The following is a 20,583-nucleotide window of genomic DNA, read 5'->3' as shown; positions in this document are numbered from 1 at the left end:
TAGAAAACGAGTTTTTTGCATTAAATGATACCCTCCAGCAAACCAGGAGCTAAACCTAATAAGAGCGTTATAAAGGTAGCTACAACCAGTATGATCTGATAAAAAGGAGCGATCCGTATCTGAATCAGATTCCCCTCTTTAAGATAAGACGCAATAATGACCCGGAAGTAATAATATATTCCGACTGTGGACATAAGTACCGCGATTACTGCAATCCAGATGATACCTCTTTCAGCAGCGCTGCTGAAGACCATAAATTTGCCCCAAAAACCGGCAGTCAGAGGTATACCTGCCAGCGACAGCATAGAAACTGTCATGACAAACGCTAGTAAAGGATTCTTTTTAGACAGGCCGTTGAAAGCATCATAATGTTCAAATGGCTGGCCTTCGACGGTCTTCTCTTTTGAAACAAGCATGAGCACTGCGAAGGCGCATATCGTGGAAAGAGAATAAGCGATCGAATAAAAGACGATGGCGTTCTCGGATGGCCTGGTGAAAGCAGTGATGGCGATCAGCATGTAACCGGCATGTGATATACCTGAATAAGCAAGCATCCGTTTGAAACTGCTTTGCCCGGCTGCTCCGATATTTCCCACAACGAGTGTCAGCACGGAAATGGCAGCAATCACAATGCCCCAAAAACTGTAAGCACTTCCAAAGGAATGATCCAGCAACCGGTAAATGGCAGCAAAGCCTGCTGTCTTAACAATGGTGGACATGAATGCTGTGAAGATGGTTGGTGCTCCTTCGTAAACGTCGGGTGTCCAGAAGTGAAAGGGTGCTGCCGAAACTTTAAACAGCATACCGATCAGTAGGAGCATCAGACCCGCGTAAAGCAGATAGGAAGGTGCTGCGGTATTGGTAATGGTGACAAAAGACTGTATCTGGCTCAGTTTGAACGAGCCAGTTGCACCGTAGATGAGTGTTATTCCAAAAAGGATGAATCCGGTAGCAAAAGCACCCATCAGGAAGTATTTCAATGCGGCCTCATTGGAGCGTAAATTTCGTTTGTTGCTTCCGGTGAGGACGTACATGGCAACAGAAAGGATTTCAATGCCGATGAAAAGCATGATCAGGTGTTCAAATCCGATCATCATAATGGCACCAACAATTGAAAATAACATCAGAGCATAGTATTCAGCCGGTTCGGAATCTGAGTTGTCGCGAAAGCCACCGGATATTGCCACGATCATAAATGCTGAAACCAGCACAATCCCGTTGAATGCCAATGTGAGGTTGTCCACCCTGAACATGTCATAAAAGTAAAGCAGGGGACCCTGGTTCCATTCAATGAAGTTACCCGCCAAAGCAACGATCAGAAAAAACAGAACAGAAGGCAATAAAACATTCTTCGATTTCGAGAACCCTAGAAACAGTGTCACGACTCCAAGAACTGACAACAGGATAATGGGATACATATCTATTATTTATCGTTTATCATTTTAATACAGACAACCGGTACATAGTCCGGATATCTCACTGATTACTTCACAAGTGTTAACAGTTGATTAACAGCCGGTTCTGTGAGTTTCAGGAAGGTGTTGGGGTAAATACCAATCCAGAAAACCATAATGATTAGCGGCAACAAAACAGCTCTTTCCTTAAGCGTTAAATCCTGAAAGCCTTCCACCCACTTGGATTTCGGTCCGAACATCGACTTCTGAAATAATCTCAGCATATAAACAGAACCCAGTATGATCGTCAGACCGGCAATAGCACCTAGCCAATGGTCGTAATGAAATACGCTGGAAAGCAGCAGGAATTCACCAACAAAGCCATTTGTAAGAGGTAATGCCACACTTCCCAGTAGCAGTATCATAAAGTAAACACTTAAATGAGAAGCGCTCTGACTGATACCCCCGAGCTGGTCCAGGTACCTTGTTTTGGTGCGGGCGTAGATAATATCAATAATGAAAAACAAGCCAACTACATTGATACCGTGCGCAAGCATCTGAATCAGGGCTCCCTGCAGGCCGTTGGCAGAGGAGGAAAACACACCCGCGGCCATCAGCCCCACGTGTGCAAAGGATGAATAGGCGATCAGCCGCTTCATATCACTTTGCTGAATCGCGATAATGGATCCATATATAATCCCTATTACCGATAATATGACAGCGACAATTCCCCAGGAACCCAGCGCTTCCGGAACAATGGGCAGCAGCAAACGGATCAGCCCATATACCCCCATTTTCAGCATAATACCAGAAAGTAACATGGTTGCCGGGGTAGGAGACTCGGTGTAGGTATCGGGTTGCCAGGTATGGAAGGGAAACAAAGGCATTTTAATAGCAAAGGCAATGAAGAATGCCCAGAAAACGAAGCCTTGGCTTAAAGGACTGAGCTGGAGGCCGTACAATGCGCGAATCTCCGAAGAGTGTGCACCGGGTGTCTGATAGTACAGGTATACCAGCGCAACAAACATGAAGAGGCTTCCGAAAATGGTATAGATAAAAAACTTGAATGTAACTTTCAGCCTGTTTTCCCCGCCCCAGACTGCCGCCAGGAAATAAACGGGAATCAGCGCGGCTTCAAAGAAAAGATAGAAAAGGAATGCATCTGTTGCCGTAAATACCCCTATGAGCGCTGCTTCCATGAAAAGGATCAGTGCGTAAAAGGAAGCTGTATTTTTATAATTGTTGCCAAATGCAGAAAGTATGATCAGAGGGGTGAGGAAAGTGGTCAGCAATACAAGCAGCATACTTATACCATCAATACCGCCTGCAAACGAAATGCTTCCTGATGCCAGCCAGTTGTATCTGAAAGAGAATTGAATACCGGCAGAAGGGTCAAACTGAGACCATACCGAAGCTGCAAGGGCCAGTTCAGCCAGTCCGCCAATGAGTGCTACCTGCTTTGCAAGACGGTCACCAACAAGGAAGGTAATGAGGCCGGCGGCAATTGGTAAAAGTATAAGAAATAGAGTAAGCATATTTTCAGGTCAACGGTCAGCAACAAATGTGAACGGTATATCAACAAAATCAGAGCAAAAGTTTCCAGAACAAAAGTGCAACAATCCCCAGCACCATAGCAAATACATAATCTCCCACAGATCCCGTTTGTGTTTTCTTCAGCAATCCGGAAAGCAGATTAACCAGTTTTACAGCTGCGTAAACAAACAGGTCGATGACAAACTCTCCTGCACTGTACAAGATATTGGAAAGCATTTTAACGGGTTTTACAAAAACAGTATCATAGAGTTCGTCCACATAATATTTGTTGTAAATCAGTTTCTGTAAACCTGATTTTTCCGTTGTGTCCGGAGCAGGTACTGAGGCTTTGGACACATACATGACGTAAGCTGCAATGGCCGAGATAAGTGCAACACCTACCGAGACTGCCATGAGCATGTATTCTTCGGAATGAGAAAGGCTGGTTCCCGCAAATGCAGCCGGATTGACCTGCCGTGCGGCATCGTATAACGGACTCATAAAGGTAGCAAGCTGGTGTGTGCCGTGAAGGGCTTCGGGTACACCGATTAATCCACCTGCTGCCGAAAGAACGGCCAAAAGAATCAGGGGGATGGTCATGGAAGCCGGTGATTCATGCAGGTGATGTTCCTGCTCATGAGTACCTCTGAATGTCCCGAAAAACGTAAGGAAAAGCAACCGGAACATATAGAATGAAGTCATCAGTGAGCCAATCACCCCAATCACCCACAATATTTTGTTATGTTCGAAAACGTGCGCCAGAATTTCATCTTTCGAGAAAAATCCTGCAAATGGAGGAATTCCGGAAATTGCAATTGTTGCAATGAGGAATGTCAGAAAAGTGATGGGTAGTTTTTTTCTGAGTCCACCCATATACCGTATGTCCTGCTCGTCTGACATGGCATGGATAACGCTACCCGCACCAAGGAAGAGCAAAGCTTTGAAAAAGGCATGTGTAATGACATGGAACATAGAGGCAGAGTAGGCCATGGCTCCAAGCCCCATGAACATATAACCCAGCTGACTGACGGTTGAATACGCAAGAACTTTTTTGATGTCATTTTGAAGAAGTCCTATGGATGCCGCAAAAATGGCTGTGGCACCCCCGATTATTCCAACAATTTCCAGCGTAGAAGGAGCAAGAGAGTACAGGACATTGGACCTGATTACCATGTAAATACCCGCAGTAACCATTGTAGCAGCGTGGATCAGCGCTGAGACAGGCGTTGGGCCGGCCATGGCGTCGGGCAGCCAGGTGTAGAGGGGTATCTGGGCCGATTTACCCATTGCTCCTACAAAAAGAAACAGGGTGATGGTAACGGTAACCGGATCCCCCACTTTAAATCCCGTTGCCTGCCGGAAGACATCCAGATATTCAACCGAGCCGAAGGTAGCAATGATGGTGAAGATACCAAGTAAAAAACCAAGGTCGCCCACACGGTTCATAATGAACGCCTTACGGGCCGCGTTGTTATAGTTTGTGTTTTTATTCCAAAATCCGATCAGCAGGTAAGAGCATAACCCAACGCCTTCCCAGCCAATGAACATAATGACATAATTGGAGCCCAGCACCAGCAGCAGCATGAAAAACAAAAAGAGGTTGAGATAAGCAAAAAACTTACCGAAACCTCCATCATGGTGCATATAACCAAAAGAATAAATGTGGATCAGGGAACCTACTCCAGTGATGATCATCAGCATCAGAAGTGAAAGCTGGTCGATCTGGAAAGAGAAAGGGATATTGAGCGTGCCCACACTGATCCAGTCAAAAAGCGGGATAACAGAAGGCTCACTACCTCCCGCCAGAAATGCATTAAAAGTAAGTACTGATAAAACAAAACTTCCGATTGCGGCCAGTGAGCCAATAATTCCTGCCAGTCCTTTCGGTACATGGGTAAAGCCGATTCCATTGATCAAAAAGCCTGCAAGAGGCAGTAGGGGAATCAGAATAAGTAATGATGCAGACATGTCTATGAATTATGCTTTAATCTCTGAATATCTGTTGACTTTTCTTTAATGCCTTTTATATCAGCTAATTAAGGCGTCTCAAATGTAAAAAAACCGGTTACCACTTTAACTTGTTCAGGAAACCGATATCTGTATTTCTTGTATTTCGATAGATCATAACAATAATAGCCAGGCCTACCGCAACCTCTGCTGCAGCCACAGCCATGATAAAAAATACGAAAACCTGGCCGGAAGGATCCGAACGATAGGATGAAAAGGCGATGAGCAACAGGTTGGCCGCGTTCAGCATCAGCTCCACCGACATAAAGATAATAATGGCATTTCTTCTGGTAAGTACACCGATTATTCCAATTACAAAAAGTAAGGTGCTCAGAATGAGGTAACTCTGCAACGGGATACTTTGAATAACCTCCGGTATGACGACTGGTGACAAATTGGGGTTCGGGAACATAGAAGATTTACCTTTATGGAAATTCGGTTATGATTAATTTCAAATTCAGTTAAAATATCGTGAGCATCCGACGCCCGGTATTTTATTAGTGACAACAAAAATAGCTATAAAAACGACTTAGAAACAACTGAAAATCCTGTAACAGGTTTAGCGCTGAGTCAAACCTCGTAATTTTATCTCGGTAAGCTTTCTTTTGGTGTCCAGTGGAAATTCTCCCTTCATCATCCAGTCGAAAAAGGATGGTTCGTTTTTTAGTACATCCGCCACACGCTTGCCGTTATGCTTGCCAAAATTAAAAACTTCTTCACCTTTATCGTTATAAACCATCCGTCCCGCAAAATCTATGAGGTTGGAAGCGGTAAGTTCATGCAGGGCAGCTACATCATTTTTGATCGGTTCGGTTTCGTTCCCGTGGGCATCCGTAATCTTAACGCCTTCATACTTAGCGATCTGCCCCTGTAATACTTCAAAAGTTGCGATGGTATCTGCTTCTGCGCTGTGGGCGTCCAGAAGTGTTTTTCCGCAATAATACTTGTAGGCAGCAGAAAGATTACGCGGCTCCATCATGTGATAAATACGCTGTGCATCCACTGTACGCCTGTTTTTCAGGTCAAATTCCACACCTACCCTGAGAAACTCTTCCACCAGCATCGGAATGTCAAACCGGTTACTGTTAAACCCTGCCAGGTCACAGCCTTCCAGAAACGCGGCCAGGTTTTTAGCTATACCTTTAAAAGTAGGGCAATCCTTCACATCTTCATCATAAATACCGTGTATCAGGCTGCTTTCCAGCGGAATAGGCATTTCTGGGTTGATCCGGCGCGTTCTGATTTCCGTTTCTCCATTAGGCAAAGCCTTCACCACGGAGATCTCAACGATACGGTCGCGGACAATGCTGACGCCGGTTGTTTCAAGATCAAAAAAAGCCAGTGGTTTTTTCAGCTGAAGGGTATGCATAAGGTCACTCATAAAAAACGATTATCGCCGCGAAGTTAAGCGTTACGGTTAGATAGAGCAAATCACCCATTAGTTTATACAGATTCCAAAAAGGCTTTTTTAAGGAATCAGACATATTTTTTTTAAAAGATTATAGTAAAAAAGCGGAAATAGCCGGGTTATTACCGCTTACTATTCCATCCAGCCGAAAGATTTTGTAACCGCTTTTTGCCATCCCTGGTACAGCCCAGATCTTTTATGCTCTTCCATGGCGGGATTCCAGGTATGGGCAATGGCCCAGTTCTGTTTGAGTTCTTCAGTGTTTTTCCAGTAGCCCACGGCAAGGCCAGCAGCATAGGCTGCACCCAGGGCGGTGGTTTCGGCCACGGCTGGGGAGACCACCTGCCGGTTCAGGATGTCGGACTGGAACTGCATCAGCAACTGATTGGCCACCATGCCGCCGTCCACACGCAGAGATGAAAGTTCTATTCCTGAGTCTTGTTCCATTGCCTTCACCACGTCGGTAGTCTGGTAGGCGGTAGCCTCAAGTACGGCACGGGCGATATGCCCTTTGTTAACATAACGGGTTAATCCGGCAATTACGCCCCGGGCATCATTTCGCCAGTACGGAGCATAAAGCCCCGAAAACGCTGGCACGAAGTAAGCACCTCCGTTATCTTCCACGGTTTTGGCCAGCTTTTCTATATCACTGCTTTTTCGGATCAATCCTAAATTATCGCGTACCCACTGTACCAATGCACCTGTTACAGCTACACTTCCTTCCAGCGCGTACTTAGCGGGCTGATTGCCAAACTGATAAGCCATGGTTGTAAGTAATCCGTTTTCCGATAGTTTGATTTCATTACCGGTGTTCATTACCAGGAAACAGCCTGTACCGTAAGTATTTTTGGCCATCCCCGGTTCAAAACAGGTTTGACCTACCAGGGCTGCATGCTGATCTCCCAGGTCTCCAGCTACCGGAACACCCGGGATCACTTCGCTGGTAACATAACCATAAATCTCGCTGCTGCTTTTAATTGCAGGCAGCATAACGGCGGGGATATCAAATTCCTTAAGCATTTTTTCATCCCATTGAAGGCTTCGGAGATTCATTAACTGGGTCCTGCTCGCATTGCTCACATCGGTAACGTGTATGCCGCCCTGCGCTCCACCTGTAAGATGCCATATCAGGAAGGTATCCATATTTCCGAACAGCGCATCTCCTTTTTCCGCGTCGGCACGAAGCCCTTTTACGTTGGATAACAGCCATTTAAGTTTGAGGCTACTGAAATAGGTAGAGACGGGCAACCCGGTAATAGCCCTGAATTCATTGATTCTACGATCTTTTTCGTAAGTAGCTACGAAATCTGTCGTACGTGTATCCTGCCATACCAGTGCATTGTAATAAGGCTTACCGGTTTTACGGTTCCATACAACGGTGGTTTCACGCTGATTGGTAATGCCGATGGCTGCAATATCCGAAGCGTTGGCCGAAGCCTGTATCCTTGCCAGCGCAACCACCTCCTGCGTATTTTTCCAGATTTCGTCGGGATTGTGCTCTACCCAGCCGGGTTGGGGGTAAATTTGTTCATGTTCTTTCTGTGCTACTGAAACAATATTTCCCTGGGGATTAAAAAGTATGCAGCGGGTGCTGGTTGTTCCCTGGTCGATGGCGGCGATAAATCTAGACATAATGGTACTATGATTGGCTTAATTTGCAATTAAGCTAGTAAATAAGGAAATTTATTCGGTTAGGACAAATGTCATTGGCTACCTTGGCATTTTAAAATTTAAATTTGATCCTCCGAAAATTATGTAACCCTGTAACGGAACCTGAAACTGAAATCACATTCTATTTTCAAGAGGGCCGCCCTGATATCGGGGGGGTGTTTCCTGACCTTTTTACTGCTTGATTTTACTTTTCCTTTTAGGGCTGAGGTTGATTATTCATCCCAGATTCTGGCGAAAGACGGTACTGTCATCCATACCTTTTTAAGCGGGGATGATAAATGGCGGCTTTATGCGGACATCTCTGAGATTACGCCGCTTTTACGCAAAACATTGATACACAAGGAAGACAAGTTCTTTTATTATCATCCTGGTATTAATCCTTTGGCCATGCTGCGGGCAGCAGCGCTTAACATGGTCAAAGGCAGAAGAACTTCTGGGGCGTCTACGATCACGATGCAGGTTGTAAGGCTTCTCGAACCCCGGAAAAGGACATACTTCAATAAGATATTGGAATCATTTCGCGCCCTTCAGCTGGAATTCCATTATTCTAAGGAAGAAATCCTCCTGATGTACCTTAACCGTGTGCCGTATGGAGGTAATATTGAAGGGATTAAGGCGGCTTCTCTTTTGTATTTTGGGAAGTTGCCGCAGCTGCTAAGCCTTGCCGAAATTATGGCGCTTACGATAGTTCCAAACCGCCCGTCTGGGCTACAGCCCGGAAGAAGGAATGAGGAGCTGATCCAGGCCAGGAACAGGTGGCTCCTCAGATTTGAAAAGGCGAACTTGTTTGATAAAAATGTTATTCAGGATGCGTTAAGAGAGCCGTTGGTCATCAGAAGGCTGGCTGCGCCACGGCTTGCCCCGCATTTTTCTCAAAGATTAAAGAAAGAATTTCCGGACCAAAAAATTGTCAGATCAAATCTTAATCTTCATTTACAACGACAGATTGAGGGGCAGGTGAAGAACTACATAAACCGTCTGAACGGCATGAATATCCATAATGCGGCCGTACTGGTAGTGAATAATGAGACCATGGCTGTGGAAGCGTATGTTGGTTCTGCAGATTTTTTTAATCCTTATGACGGGGGGCAGGTGGATGGTATCAGAGCGGTTCGCTCGCCGGGCAGTACCTTGAAGCCATTGTTATATGCAACTGCATTTGATAAAGGAATGCTGACACCCCGAAGTGTTGTTTACGATGTCCCGACAAATTTTGCAGGATATGAGCCTGAAAATTTTGACCAGCGGTTCAACGGGGCGGTTACTGCTGGGTTTGCACTTTCTCATTCGCTTAACATTCCGGCGGTGAGGATTTTGAGGGATATGGGAACGGCTGGTCTGGTGGGGCAGCTCAGGAAAGCGGGTTTCAGGACTGTCGCCCGGCAGGAGAAGGACCTGGGGTTATCCATGATACTCGGAGGCTGCGGCGTTACGCTGGAGGAACTCACCAGATTGTTTGCCGTATTTTCAAATAAAGGCAAATTTCGGGATTTAAGATATATTCAGGAACATAACAATGTGAGAGGAAGTACGCTGATCTCGGAGGAATCATCTTTTCTGCTCAACAATATATTGACACAGGTAACCCGGCCGGATCTTCCGACACAATTTGACAATACCTATCATTTACCGCGAATTGCCTGGAAAACGGGTACCTCTTACGGAAAACGGGACGCCTGGAGTGTGGGTTACAACAAGAAGTTTACAGTAGGAGTGTGGGTTGGCAATTTTTCCGGACAAGGGGTTCCTGAGCTCAGCGGAGCCAATACAGCTACTCCCTTATTGTTCTCGGTATTTAATTCACTGGATTACAATTCAGAAAAGGGGTGGTATACCATGCCGCAGAACGTTGCATTGCGGAAAGTCTGCGCGGTAACAGGGGATATCCCGTCGGATTTCTGCAGCAATCAGATCACCGATTATTATATTATGGGGGTATCGTCCTACCAAAAGTGCCGGCATCTGAAATGGGTATATACGGATAAAAATGGCGAGATGTCTTATTGTACCTATTGCCTTCCCGAAAAGGATTATGAAAAAAGGGCCCTTCCGGATATTGCCCCGGAGCTGGTGGCCTACTATGAAATCCAGAAAATTCCTTATCCGAAGCTACCTCCGCATAACCCCGCCTGTGAACGTGTTTTTCATGAAGGAGCTCCGATGATTATCAGCCCGAATGATGGCAGCGAGTATTATATCCGTAAAGATGAGGCACCTCAGTTGCAGCTGAGCTGCCAGGCTCAAAGTGACGCCCAGGAGGTTTTCTGGTACCTCAACGACAAACTCTTTAAAAAGGCAGGTCCGCAGGATGTTGTATTTATCAACCCGCCACTGGGTAGGGTCAAGATTTCCTGCAGTGACGACAAAGGGCGAAATACCGATATATGGATTGATGTCAAACGGATGTGACTGTCAATCACTTCGACCTGAAAATCCTACCCTCTGATAATCACATACCGGGCTCCGGCTGTCCTTCCTGGTATAACACCTGAACCAGCGTTTGCCCAACCGCCTTCAAGGTTTTGGGATCAATGTGTTCCATGGTATCCTGGCTGGTATGCCATTGGTCAAAGAAAGTATGGGACAGGTTATTCTGCTGTGTATGAATAATATCCACCATGGGAATGCGGGCCACTTTGTTCACCGGAAGGTGATCATCCGTAATGGCTGCACCGCGCTGATCGATGAAATAATTGCTGTACCCCAACCGGCTTGCAAGGCCCCAGATTTCCCGTACCACTTCGTCCGCCATCTGAACGGAATATCCTTCTTTCTGGAAGGTTGCACCTTTTGCCCCGACCATATCCAGTAACACACCAAAATAAGCGGTATAGTTGGGCACATGTTTGTTAGCCGCCCAATGCTGGGATCCAAGGCAAAATCCACTGTACTCATCCGTAGCTTCGGAAGAGTTGCCCCAGTCTTCGGCGTCGAAAAAAATGATATCCACGCCAACGCCGGGTTTCTGGGCCTGGGTTGAAATAACCCGTGCTATCTCAAGCAAGACGCCTACCCCGCTGGCCCCATCGTTTGCTGCCGGAACGGGCTTGGTTTTAACGGTAGAGTCCTGGTCGGAAAAAGGGCGGGAATCCCAATGAGAGGCTAACAAAATGCGTTTGGGTTCCTGTGGATTATAGCTTCCGATAATATTTCTGGCATTCAGTTTTTTGCCGTCAAAAGTTGTGGCTACAAAGGTCTGTTCGGTAACCTGGAATCCAAATTTCCGGAGTGTGGCCACAAGATAATCCCCGCAGGCCTTATGAGCAGCAGTGTTGGGGACCCGTGGACCGAAATTTACCTGTTGTTTTACAAAATGATAAGCCGAATCTGCGTTGAACGCGGGTGCCGGAACCAGTTTAGGGGCTTGCTGTTCGCTGGTTTGCTCCGAACTCGTTGAGTTGTTGCAACCTTGGATTGCCAGCAACGAAAGAAATAAAATGGCGGATATTTTTCCGGCAGGTAATAAATTAAAACGAAATGGCATCTCCTGTTTTTATATCGTGACGTTCACTAAATCCGGCATTAACCTCCACCACATACTGGGCATTTCCAAGTGACGGAACGCTTTCTTCGGAATAGGGCTTGGTATTTTTAGCAATTGAAATAATTTTTTTGCCTGCATCAACATACATGATATCCAGCGGTATAATCGTGTTTTTCATCCAAAAATTTCTGGGAGCAGAATCGTTAAATATAAAGAGCATTCCTGCTGAATCGGGCAGATAGGGGCGGTACATCAAACCTTTGCTTTGTTCGGCCTCATTTTCGGCAATCTCTACATCGATCTTTTTGATCTTCTGTCCGTTACGCAAAAAAACAATTTCCCCTTCTTTAACAAACCCTGCTGTGGAGGGAGGTGTCGAAGAAACAGCATCCACAGCTTTTTTTCCTGGAGGAAAAGGCGCAAAAAAATAAGCCAGCCCGCCAATGATAAAAACAGCGAGCAGGATGTAGGCAAACAAAGACTGTCTGTTCTTCATGAATTATTCCTCATACGCCCAGTCGATACGATCTTTGGTATCGCGGATTACCAGGCCCTGGTTTTTGAAGTAAGAACGAATCTCATCCACTTTTTCGTAGTTACGTACCAATTTATATTCACGATATAAATTGAGCATGCCATCCAGGATCGCCTGTCCTTCTGCGGGTTCTTCTTTCAGGCCCAATACCTCTTCAAAGAAAATGATGAAATTCTCAATAAGAGAGGTAAATACTGCTTCCCCCAGCGCTGCTGACTTCAACTGGCCTGCGTTGAGCATATTAATGTACTTCAGCAGGTTGAACATGTTCGCTATGGCTACCGCCGTATTCAGGTCATCATTCATGGCGGCATAAAACCCTTCGATTGTTTTCTCTACATCCGATTTTTTTCGCTCATCGGTTGGAATGTCTTCTTCGTGCAGGTATGTCAGCATTTTGGCAATGCGTAATCCGTTCGCCAGTTTTTTATATCCCTTATGCGCAGCTTTCAGCGCATCGTTGGAAAAATCGAGCGTACTCCGGTACTGGCTCTGCAGCATGAAAAACCGGACCGTCATGGGGCTGTACGCCTGGTCGAGCAATTCATGATTTCCGGAAAACAGTTCCGCAGGAAGAAAGGAGTTATTAAGTGATTTGGACATTTTCTGCCCGTTCACTGTCAGCATGTTGGTATGCATCCAATACCTGACCGGCTCAGTATCAGTAAGCGCTTTTCCCTGAGCGATTTCACATTCGTGGTGTGGAAATTTGAGATCCATGCCGCCACCGTGAATATCAAACTGTTTGCCCAGATACTTGGAGCTCATGCAGGTACATTCCAGGTGCCAGCCAGGGAAACCACGGCTCCAGGGCGAGTCCCACTGCATGATATGTTCCGGGCTTGCTTTTTTCCAGAGTGCAAAGTCGAGCGGGTTCCGTTTTTCTGCCTGGCCGTCCAGCTCGCGGGTTTCGTTCAGCAAATCTTCAATAACCCTGCCCGAAAGCTTTCCGTAACTATTACCACCTTCGTTGTATTTGATGATATCAAAGTAAACAGAACCGTTGGCCTCGTAGGCCAGCCCCTTGTCAATCAGAGCTGCCACCGCTTCGATCTGTTCAATAAGATGCCCTGTGGCAGTAGGTTCAATACTGGGGGGAAGAAGATTAAAAATGGCTGTAACATCATGAAAATCATTGGTATACCTTTGTACAATTTCCATTGGCTCCAGCTTTTGCAGCTTGGCCATCTTTCCGATCTTATCCTCGCCTTCTTCACCATCTCCCACCAAATGGCCCACGTCTGTAATATTTCTGACATACCTTACCTTGTAACCGATGTGTGTCAGATACCGGAACAGGATGTCAAAAGACAGGAAAGTTCTGATATTGCCCAGATGGACATTGTTGTAAACTGTCGGCCCGCAAACATACATACCCACATAAGGAGCCGCTATCGGCTCGAAAAGGTCCTTTTTGCGGGTAAGTGTATTAAAAATTCGGAGAGGCTGGTAGGTAATTTCGGCCATGTATTTTACTTCTTTTAAGATCAACTTTCGGGAAATGTCTGCGAATATAGGCTAAAAACGGTTCAGACATCCCGATTTATACTGTAACATTGCGCGCATGAATGTGGTCAGGTTCTGGATTGAGATAATCTGTTTTCAACCCAGACTATTATTTTTTCAGCTTCTTCTATTCCCAGCTGCGCTAATTTGGCACTTCTCGTTCCGTCATAACCCATATCCAGGTGCAGGATCTGATAAGCAGTCGCAAACCTGGAATTTATCTTTTTATCCAGCCTCGACAGTTCCTGCTGGTACCATTCCACACTTTTTCTTGTTTTCTTCCTTTCAAGAATTAGTATTTCATTAAGCGCAAGAAGGATTCCCGTATAGGCCGTATGACCGGCTATCTTCACATATTTGCGATCTCGGTATAAGCCATCTTCTTTATGGGCATTATTACGCAGAAATCCATTTGCGTTATCAATATGCCGCCTGGCTTCAATGATCGCTTCCATGTTCTGATATTCTGTTTTGATGAAGTAGTATAAATGGTTTAACCGGGGTATGCAGTATCCTAAACTGGATTTATTACCCACCCTGCAAAAATAGGAATAAGGGACGATTCATTGTTAACCATATTTCAGAATCACCGGTTCAAAATATGCTATTCGGCTGTTTTCATTATCTTCGCAGCGTTTTGCGTATTTTTTGTTTCGAACATTCTATAAATCAACACAATACTATTTATGAGCTTATTGACAGTCGGGTCGGTTGCATTTGATGCCCTTGAAACGCCATTTGGTAAAACGGATAAAATCATTGGCGGAGCAGCAACCTACATTACTTTGGCCGCATCCTATTTTACCAAACAGAATAATCTTGTAGCCGTTGTAGGAGGGGATTTTCCAAAGGAAATGATCGGACTGCTGGAAGAACATGGCGTGAGTACCGAAGGGCTGGAAGTGAAACAGGATGGAAAAACATTCTTCTGGTCAGGGAAATATCATGCGGATATGAATACCCGTGACACCCTTGAAACCCAGCTGAATGTAATGGCTGATTTTGATCCTGTTATTCCGAAGTCCTATCAGGGTACCGAATTCCTGATGCTGGGAAACACCGTACCGGCTACGCAAAAGCTGGTAATCGAGCGCATGGCGCAGCGTCCCAAGCTCATCATGCTGGATACTATGAATCTCTGGATGAATATTGCACTGGAAGATCTGCACGCGGTACTGAAACTTGTGGATGTGTTAACCATCAATGATGAAGAGGCACGGCAGCTTTCAGGAGAATATTCTCTCAGGAAGGCGGCTGTAAAAATCATGGGCATGGGCCCCAAAACGCTGATCATTAAAAAGGGGGAACATGGTGCGTTGTTGTTTCAGGAAGACAGGATATTTTTTGCGCCGGCACTCCCACTGGAAGAAGTTTTTGACCCGACCGGAGCAGGCGATTCTTTTGCCGGTGGTTTTATAGGATACCTGGCCAGCACGGATGACATCTCTTTTGAGAACATGAAACGGGCGATTATTTACGGCTCAGCGATGGCATCATTCTGTGTGGAGAAATTTGGAACGGAGCGTTTGGTAAATCTTACGGAAGCCGAGATCAAAGACCGGGTACAGCAATTTGTGAATTTGTCCAGTTTTGAGATCCGATAAGCGAATTTTAATATCTTTCTCAGAGGCCTGCGCAGGAGTATATGTGATTCCGGACGCAGGCCCTTCTGTTTTTTTCCTGCTGCTGTTAGCCTCTTTGCCAGGAAAGCGGGTATGCCTAATTATAAATTTCTTTTCAAATGAATAAGCGCCGAGTAATTATCCTGATTTGCTTCCTGGTACAGATTGTTGTGAGCCATTCACAGGCACAACACAACCAGCTGCCCAAAACGAAAAATAAAGTTGTCCTGATCGCACACCGCGGGAATCACGTATTGGTACCTGAAAATACGGTGGCCTCTACCAAGGAAGCGATCAGTGCAGGGGTAGACTATGTGGAGGTGGACCTCCGTACAACCAGGGACGGGTATCTGGTGGCTTTACATGATGCTACCGTGGACCGTACCACCAACGGGCAGGGTAAAGTCAGTGAGATGACGCTTTCCCAGGTGGAGGCTCTGCAGGTATTTAACAGAAATAAAAAAACCCTTCGGATTCCCCAGTTTCATGAAATCCTCGAAGTCTGCAAGGGAAAAATCAACATTTACCTGGATTTTAAAGATGCTGATCCTGAAAAAACATGGAAGCAAATCAAAGTTGCGGGTATGGAGCATCAGGTGATTGTTTACATCAATAAAAAGGAACAGTACGGCGAATGGAAAAAGGTTGCCCCCAACCTTCCACTGATGACCAGCCTGCCGGAGAACGTTAAAACTGAAGCGGAGTTAAACCAGTTTCTGGATCACTTTAAGGTAGAGGTAGTGGATAATGTTACGAATCCGGAATTCCTTAAAGTGCTTAGGAATAGGAAGATACAGGTATGGTTGGACGTGCAGTCGCCCACGGAAGGCCCGCAAAAATGGCAGGAGGCATTAGACCGGGGTGCCGAAGGCATACAGACTGACAAACCGGGGGAATTGGTAAGGTATATCAGGAATAACAATCCGTGACCATGTCAATGGCTATGTGATTGTTCCGTTGCCCAAATGCAGCCGAAAGCTGTTTGCCGAAGTCAGTCATTCGTAACTGTTCATACGAACTTTGTATTAAGGACTAAATGCCCGGCGGCGAAATCAGGTTATAAATCGGGCAGCCGGGACTGTGCGCGCCTGGGAGGTATCCTGTGCTCATCAGAAATTCGTTGACGATTTCACCTCCTGTAAATTTGAAGTTTTTCTTAAAAAGTTTCATCCACGCTTCAAGCGTCAGCGGGTGGTGCTCATCCAGCCAGTTTTTGAAGGTACCGTATTCCTTTTTAAGCTCCACAATCTTCTGTGCGTTAACAATAGCGGCGTTTATTTTAAGCCGGTTTCTGACGATATCCGGATTTTGCATGAGGCGGTCCCGGTCTTCCTCTTCATACGATGCGATTTTATCAATAGAGAACTGGTCATAGGCTTTCCGGAAACCTTCCTGTTTCCGGAGCATCAAAGTCCAGCTCAACCCTGCCTGATTAATTTCCAGCAAAAATCTTCCGAATAATTCATCATCATCCAAAATCTGGAAGCCATACTGGTTGTCGTGATAGTGTTTGTGCAGGAGGTAATCGGGATGCTCCGAGACAGTGTTGTTGACGTAGTTACAATAAGACATGGCTCCAAAGATTTATCATGCAAGGCTATTAAACAATTCCTACCTGAACTTCTGTGATATTATAATCAGGGTTTTCAAAATCCATATGAATATATAATTCCCGGTTTTCACCAGTCATCACCCGGCTTTCCGAGATAACGTTACCGATGATCAGCCCATAAGTTTCACCCAGTCGCCCCCAGTCGCCGTCATGCCGACTGCTGATACACCTGAAAGCAGGGAGGTTCTTGACAGCAAATTCCGGAATATCAATTATTTTTCCGGGAGGTACTATCGGTAAAGCTATGGTCAGGGAAAAGAGAGTATCGGGCTGGCCGTCGGCACCAACGTATATCCACTGGATAGGCCCCGCAATTTCCAGGCCGCTGGCAATGGCGCTGATATGCAACCTTCTTGCGATAACCCGCACATACTGCAGCATATCTTTAAAAGAGGTTTGTGTTTCGAAACAAAGGGCGGTCAGCGGAGGTATATTTCGTTCCTGCATGATAAATTAGAGATTTAAGTCTGCGGCAAAGGAAAAGGTACCTGATGACAACAGTATGTCAGCAGGCTGGACAATTTCCGCATCAGCGTTTCATCATCCGCACCCGTTTTTGCAGCCAGGGATAACTAATATACACCACTTTTGTTGCCCCGATTCCTACCCCGGCTCCCATCAGGACATCGGCCAGCCAGTGTTTATTGTTCAGAACGCGCATGGTACCAACGGCCGTGGCGGTGCCATATCCTCCTATACTATACAAAACACTCCTTTGCCCATACTCTTCATGAAGTAAAGTGGCATTGGTGAATGCCGTGGTAGCATGTCCTGAAGGAAAGGAATGGTTATCTTCTCCATTGGGCCTCGGGTACGAAATAATCCGTTTCAGACTTTGGGTTACCCCTTGGGCAATTATATTCGACAGCAGTGCAAGGATGAGCTGGTCGCCTAGCTTGTGCTTTCCCTTCACGCCTGAAGCTGCCAGGCCAAGACTGACCACACCCGGTGCATAAGGAAGGTAGTCGTCTGCACGGGTATGGAAATGAGGATACCTGCTTTGTGTGAAGCGGTTAAGCTGTCTGCTGATGGCACCCTGGGTTATTAATCCCGCCGTGGCCAGCGTTACGGGCGGAACAACATCCATTACCTTTACCTTCCAAAGGGTTGAGTCGGTTTGGGCAAAGGAAGCCGCGGGAAAGGAGATTCTGCATATAAACAGAAATACAAAGATTTCAGTAGCCAGGAAGGAACGAGTGCCTGTGCCGGATTTTAAATTTTTGTCTCCGGTCATAAAATAGCCTCCCTTACCCTGACCAGTTTCTTTAACAGATCCTCCAGCTGATCAAGAGGCAGCATATTAGCCCCGTCTGACTTGGCCTCGCCAGGATTATGATGTGTTTCAATGAAAAGACCGTCGGCACCTACGGCAATGGCCGCTTTGGCAATGGTTTCGATCAGCCTCGGTTTCCCGCCTGTTACACCGGAAGTCTGGTTGGGCTGCTGCAGAGAATGCGTACAATCCATGATCACAGGAACACCAAAAGCCTGCATTTCCGGCAGGTTCCGATAGTCAACCACCAAATCGCCGTATCCGAAGCTGTTTCCTCTTTCGGTGAGTAGCACCTGGCTTTCCGGATGGGTATCCCTCACTTTTTCCACTGCAAATTTCATGGAGTTACCTGATAGAAACTGACCTTTTTTAACGTTAACGGCTTTCCCGGTTTTGGCTGCCGCTGCAATGAGTTCGGTCTGCCTGCATAGAAAAGCAGGTATCTGAAGTACGTCCACATATTCGGCAGCCAGAGCCGCTTCATGCGATTCATGAATGTCGGTTACTGTGGGAGCCCCAAAAGTATCACTTATTTCTTTCAGGATTTTCAGCGCTTTCTCGTCACCGATACCGGTAAACGAGTCTATCTTGGTGCGGTTAGCCTTGCGGTAAGAACCTTTAAATATATAGGGAATACCCAATTTGTCGGTAAGCCCGGCAATATGTTCAGCAATCCGCAGGGCCATATCTCTCCCTTCAATAGCGCATGGGCCCGCCATGAGGAAGAAAAGGGGAGAATTTGAATGTCTTAATTTGGGGATAGTCAGCATGTTGAAGGAGATAAATAACAGAATAAAAGTTTTGCGAAAGTACACTTATCCATTATGTTCTGAATGCAATTACAAGATTTCTTAGAATATAGACCGTTAAGCATTTGATTTTCTGAATTTTTAAATTTCTCCCATATTGATACAATAAAAGTAAAGGCTTAAAAAAATTTTGACAAAGTGAACTGAAATATCTTTCTTTGTTGCGATTTTAACCAAAAAGTGTTTATAAAATGTCAGCAATTGCAGAAAGAGTTAAGCAAATTATCGTCGAAAAACTCGGCGTGGAAGAGTCGGAAGTAACGCCAGAAGCTAACTTCCAGAACGACTTGGGAGCGGACTCTCTAGATACCGTTGAATTGATCATGGAATTCGAGAAAGAATTTAATCTATCTATTCCTGACGATCAGGCCGAGAACATTGGTACTGTTGGCCAGGCTGTTGCATATCTGGAAGAAAACGTAAAATAATTACGTAGTTCTCCCAATATCATCTTTCTTTTTCTGTCCTTTTTTTATGAGTTTTAAGCGAGTTGTAATTACCGGTATGGGTGCTATTACACCCATTGGAAATGATGTTTCTACCTATTGGAAAAATTTGGTTGCAGGCGTAAGCGGTGCTGCTCCCATTACCAGATTCGATGCTGAAAAGTTTCGGACCAGGTTTGCCTGTGAAATAAAAGGTTTGGACATTAATGATTACATTCCTCGCCAGGAAGCCCGTAAAATGGATCCCTTCACACAGTATGCCGTTATTGCCTCTGATGAGGCTATGAAGGACGCCGGCTTTGCCGATGATACGCTGGATCTCGACAAAGCCGGTGTAATTTGGGGCTCGGGAATCGGGGGCTTAAAAACCTTCGAAGATGAAGTCCTAAATTTTGCTGCAAACGACAAGTCACCGCGGTTTAATCCGTTCTTTATCCCCAAGATGATCGCCGACAGCGCCTCCGGGGTTCTTTCCATCCGGTACGGTTTCCGCGGGCCCACCTTCATCACCGTTTCGGCCTGTGCTTCTGCAACCAATGCACTGATAGACGCCTACAATTATATCCGTCTGGGTATGATGAATGTATGCATTTCTGGCGGTTCCGAAGCGGCTGTCACCAATGCCGGTGTGGGTGGTTTTAATGCACTGAAAGCGCTTTCGGAAAGAAACGACTCTCCCGAAACCGCGTCTCGTCCTTATGACAAGGACCGTGATGGTTTTGTACTTGGTGAAGGAGGTGCTTGTATTATTTTGGAAGAATACGAGCATGCAAAAGCCAGAGGTGCAAAAATTTATGCTGAGATGATCGGTGCAGGCATGTCGTCTGATGCCTATCATATTACGGCACCACATCCGGAAGGTCTCGGAGCTTTTAATGTGATTAAAAATGTAGTCGAAAATGCAGGCGTCAGGCCCGAGGATATCGATTACATCAATACGCATGGAACTTCTACGCCACTGGGAGACCCCCAGGAAATCACTGCGATTGAGAAGTATTTTGGTGAACACGCCTACAATATGAACATTAGTTCAACCAAGTCTATGACAGGTCATTTGCTTGGAGGAGCTGGTGCAATTGAAGCCGCAGCGTGTATTCTGGCGATTCAGGATCAGATTATTCCACCAACGATCAACCATTTTACGGCAGATCCGGACATCAATCCCAGGTTGAACCTGACTTTCAATAAGGCACAGAAGCGTAAGGTCAATATTGCCCTAAGTAACACTTTTGGTTTTGGCGGTCATAATGCATCCGTCATTTTCAAAAAGTACGAAAGCTGAT

Annotated in this window: 19 protein-coding genes; 5 read left to right on the top strand and 14 right to left on the bottom strand. The window is 45.8% G+C overall.

Features of this window, described 5'->3' with window-relative positions:
* Window positions 1–20: 20 nt before the first annotated feature.
* The 6 genes from KOE27_RS22140 to glpK all read right to left on the bottom strand — a co-directional run bounded on the left by KOE27_RS22140 (window position 21) and on the right by glpK (window position 7,974).
* Entirely contained in the window at window positions 21–1,418 is a 1,398-nt protein-coding gene (locus tag KOE27_RS22140) for an NADH-quinone oxidoreductase subunit N (protein WP_215240961.1), read from the bottom strand.
* A gap of 65 nt (window positions 1,419–1,483) precedes the next feature.
* The gene (locus KOE27_RS22135) at window positions 1,484–2,929 is read right to left on the bottom strand and encodes a complex I subunit 4 family protein (RefSeq protein WP_215240960.1); all 1,446 of its coding nucleotides are present in this window, start codon (window positions 2,927–2,929) and stop codon (window positions 1,484–1,486) included.
* A 49-nt stretch (window positions 2,930–2,978) separates the two neighbouring features.
* Entirely contained in the window at window positions 2,979–4,895 is a 1,917-nt protein-coding gene (gene nuoL, locus KOE27_RS22130; protein ID WP_215240959.1) for an NADH-quinone oxidoreductase subunit L, read from the bottom strand.
* Between the two features lie 97 nt (window positions 4,896–4,992).
* Complete coding sequence (nuoK, locus tag KOE27_RS22125; RefSeq protein ID WP_229252879.1) at window positions 4,993–5,346, bottom strand: NADH-quinone oxidoreductase subunit NuoK; 354 nt, start codon at window positions 5,344–5,346, stop codon at window positions 4,993–4,995.
* A gap of 147 nt (window positions 5,347–5,493) precedes the next feature.
* On the bottom strand, window positions 5,494–6,303 hold the full coding sequence (locus tag KOE27_RS22120) for a 3'-5' exonuclease (protein ID WP_215241718.1): 810 nt from the start codon (window positions 6,301–6,303) through the stop codon (window positions 5,494–5,496).
* A gap of 171 nt (window positions 6,304–6,474) precedes the next feature.
* Window positions 6,475–7,974 (bottom strand): glycerol kinase GlpK, encoded by a 1,500-nt coding sequence (gene glpK / locus KOE27_RS22115; RefSeq protein ID WP_215240958.1) that lies wholly within the window; start codon window positions 7,972–7,974, stop codon window positions 6,475–6,477.
* Between the two features lie 162 nt (window positions 7,975–8,136).
* On the opposite strand from glpK, the gene pbpC reads away from it, so the two are divergent.
* The gene (gene pbpC, locus KOE27_RS22110; protein WP_406566872.1) at window positions 8,137–10,422 is read left to right on the top strand and encodes a penicillin-binding protein 1C; all 2,286 of its coding nucleotides are present in this window, start codon (window positions 8,137–8,139) and stop codon (window positions 10,420–10,422) included.
* A gap of 40 nt (window positions 10,423–10,462) precedes the next feature.
* On the opposite strand, the gene KOE27_RS22105 is transcribed toward pbpC, so the two are convergent.
* The 4 genes from KOE27_RS22105 to KOE27_RS22090 all read right to left on the bottom strand — a co-directional run bounded on the left by KOE27_RS22105 (window position 10,463) and on the right by KOE27_RS22090 (window position 13,993).
* The gene (locus KOE27_RS22105) at window positions 10,463–11,497 is read right to left on the bottom strand and encodes a M28 family peptidase (RefSeq protein WP_215240957.1); all 1,035 of its coding nucleotides are present in this window, start codon (window positions 11,495–11,497) and stop codon (window positions 10,463–10,465) included.
* The gene (locus tag KOE27_RS22100; protein WP_215240956.1) at window positions 11,481–11,993 is read right to left on the bottom strand and encodes a DUF192 domain-containing protein; all 513 of its coding nucleotides are present in this window, start codon (window positions 11,991–11,993) and stop codon (window positions 11,481–11,483) included. The genes KOE27_RS22105 and KOE27_RS22100 overlap by 17 nt, the downstream gene beginning before the upstream one ends.
* 3 nt (window positions 11,994–11,996) lie before the next feature.
* Window positions 11,997–13,499 carry a cysteine--tRNA ligase gene (gene cysS / locus KOE27_RS22095; RefSeq protein ID WP_215240955.1) on the bottom strand — a complete coding sequence of 501 codons (1,503 nt, stop codon included), beginning with the start codon at window positions 13,497–13,499 and terminating at the stop codon, window positions 11,997–11,999.
* Between the two features lie 107 nt (window positions 13,500–13,606).
* On the bottom strand, window positions 13,607–13,993 hold the full coding sequence (locus KOE27_RS22090; protein ID WP_215240954.1) for a DUF5618 family protein: 387 nt from the start codon (window positions 13,991–13,993) through the stop codon (window positions 13,607–13,609).
* A gap of 231 nt (window positions 13,994–14,224) precedes the next feature.
* On the opposite strand from KOE27_RS22090, the gene KOE27_RS22085 reads away from it, so the two are divergent.
* Together KOE27_RS22085 and KOE27_RS22080 are read left to right on the top strand one after the other, a co-directional pair.
* On the top strand, window positions 14,225–15,142 hold the full coding sequence (locus tag KOE27_RS22085; RefSeq protein WP_215240953.1) for a PfkB family carbohydrate kinase: 918 nt from the start codon (window positions 14,225–14,227) through the stop codon (window positions 15,140–15,142).
* 137 nt (window positions 15,143–15,279) lie between these two features.
* Window positions 15,280–16,089 (top strand): glycerophosphodiester phosphodiesterase family protein, encoded by an 810-nt coding sequence (locus KOE27_RS22080; RefSeq protein ID WP_215240952.1) that lies wholly within the window; start codon window positions 15,280–15,282, stop codon window positions 16,087–16,089.
* Window positions 16,090–16,192: 103 nt separating this feature from the next.
* On the opposite strand, the gene KOE27_RS22075 is transcribed toward KOE27_RS22080, so the two are convergent.
* From KOE27_RS22075 to kdsA, 4 genes are all read right to left on the bottom strand, one after another.
* The gene (locus tag KOE27_RS22075) at window positions 16,193–16,732 is read right to left on the bottom strand and encodes a DNA-3-methyladenine glycosylase I (RefSeq protein WP_215240951.1); all 540 of its coding nucleotides are present in this window, start codon (window positions 16,730–16,732) and stop codon (window positions 16,193–16,195) included.
* Between the two features lie 28 nt (window positions 16,733–16,760).
* Window positions 16,761–17,219 (bottom strand): hypothetical protein, encoded by a 459-nt coding sequence (locus KOE27_RS22070; protein WP_215240950.1) that lies wholly within the window; start codon window positions 17,217–17,219, stop codon window positions 16,761–16,763.
* 82 nt (window positions 17,220–17,301) lie between these two features.
* The gene (locus tag KOE27_RS22065; protein ID WP_215240949.1) at window positions 17,302–18,006 is read right to left on the bottom strand and encodes a phosphatase PAP2 family protein; all 705 of its coding nucleotides are present in this window, start codon (window positions 18,004–18,006) and stop codon (window positions 17,302–17,304) included.
* Complete coding sequence (gene kdsA / locus KOE27_RS22060) at window positions 18,003–18,815, bottom strand: 3-deoxy-8-phosphooctulonate synthase (RefSeq protein WP_215240948.1); 813 nt, start codon at window positions 18,813–18,815, stop codon at window positions 18,003–18,005. The genes KOE27_RS22065 and kdsA overlap by 4 nt, the downstream gene beginning before the upstream one ends.
* 230 nt (window positions 18,816–19,045) lie before the next feature.
* On the opposite strand from kdsA, the gene KOE27_RS22055 reads away from it, so the two are divergent.
* A complete protein-coding gene (locus KOE27_RS22055) occupies window positions 19,046–19,282 on the top strand; it encodes an acyl carrier protein (RefSeq protein ID WP_015813362.1) in 237 nt (78 codons plus the stop codon).
* Window positions 19,283–19,328: 46 nt separating this feature from the next.
* On the top strand, window positions 19,329–20,582 hold the full coding sequence (fabF, locus tag KOE27_RS22050) for a beta-ketoacyl-ACP synthase II (RefSeq protein ID WP_215240947.1): 1,254 nt from the start codon (window positions 19,329–19,331) through the stop codon (window positions 20,580–20,582).
* Window position 20,583: the final 1 nt, after the last annotated feature.

The sequence above is a fragment of the Dyadobacter sp. CECT 9275 genome, from assembly GCF_907164905.1.
In the GTDB taxonomy this organism is placed as follows: domain Bacteria; phylum Bacteroidota; class Bacteroidia; order Cytophagales; family Spirosomataceae; genus Dyadobacter; species Dyadobacter helix.
Note: the sequence above shows the minus strand (reverse complement) of the source record. Positions and strands in the feature narration are given on the sequence as shown.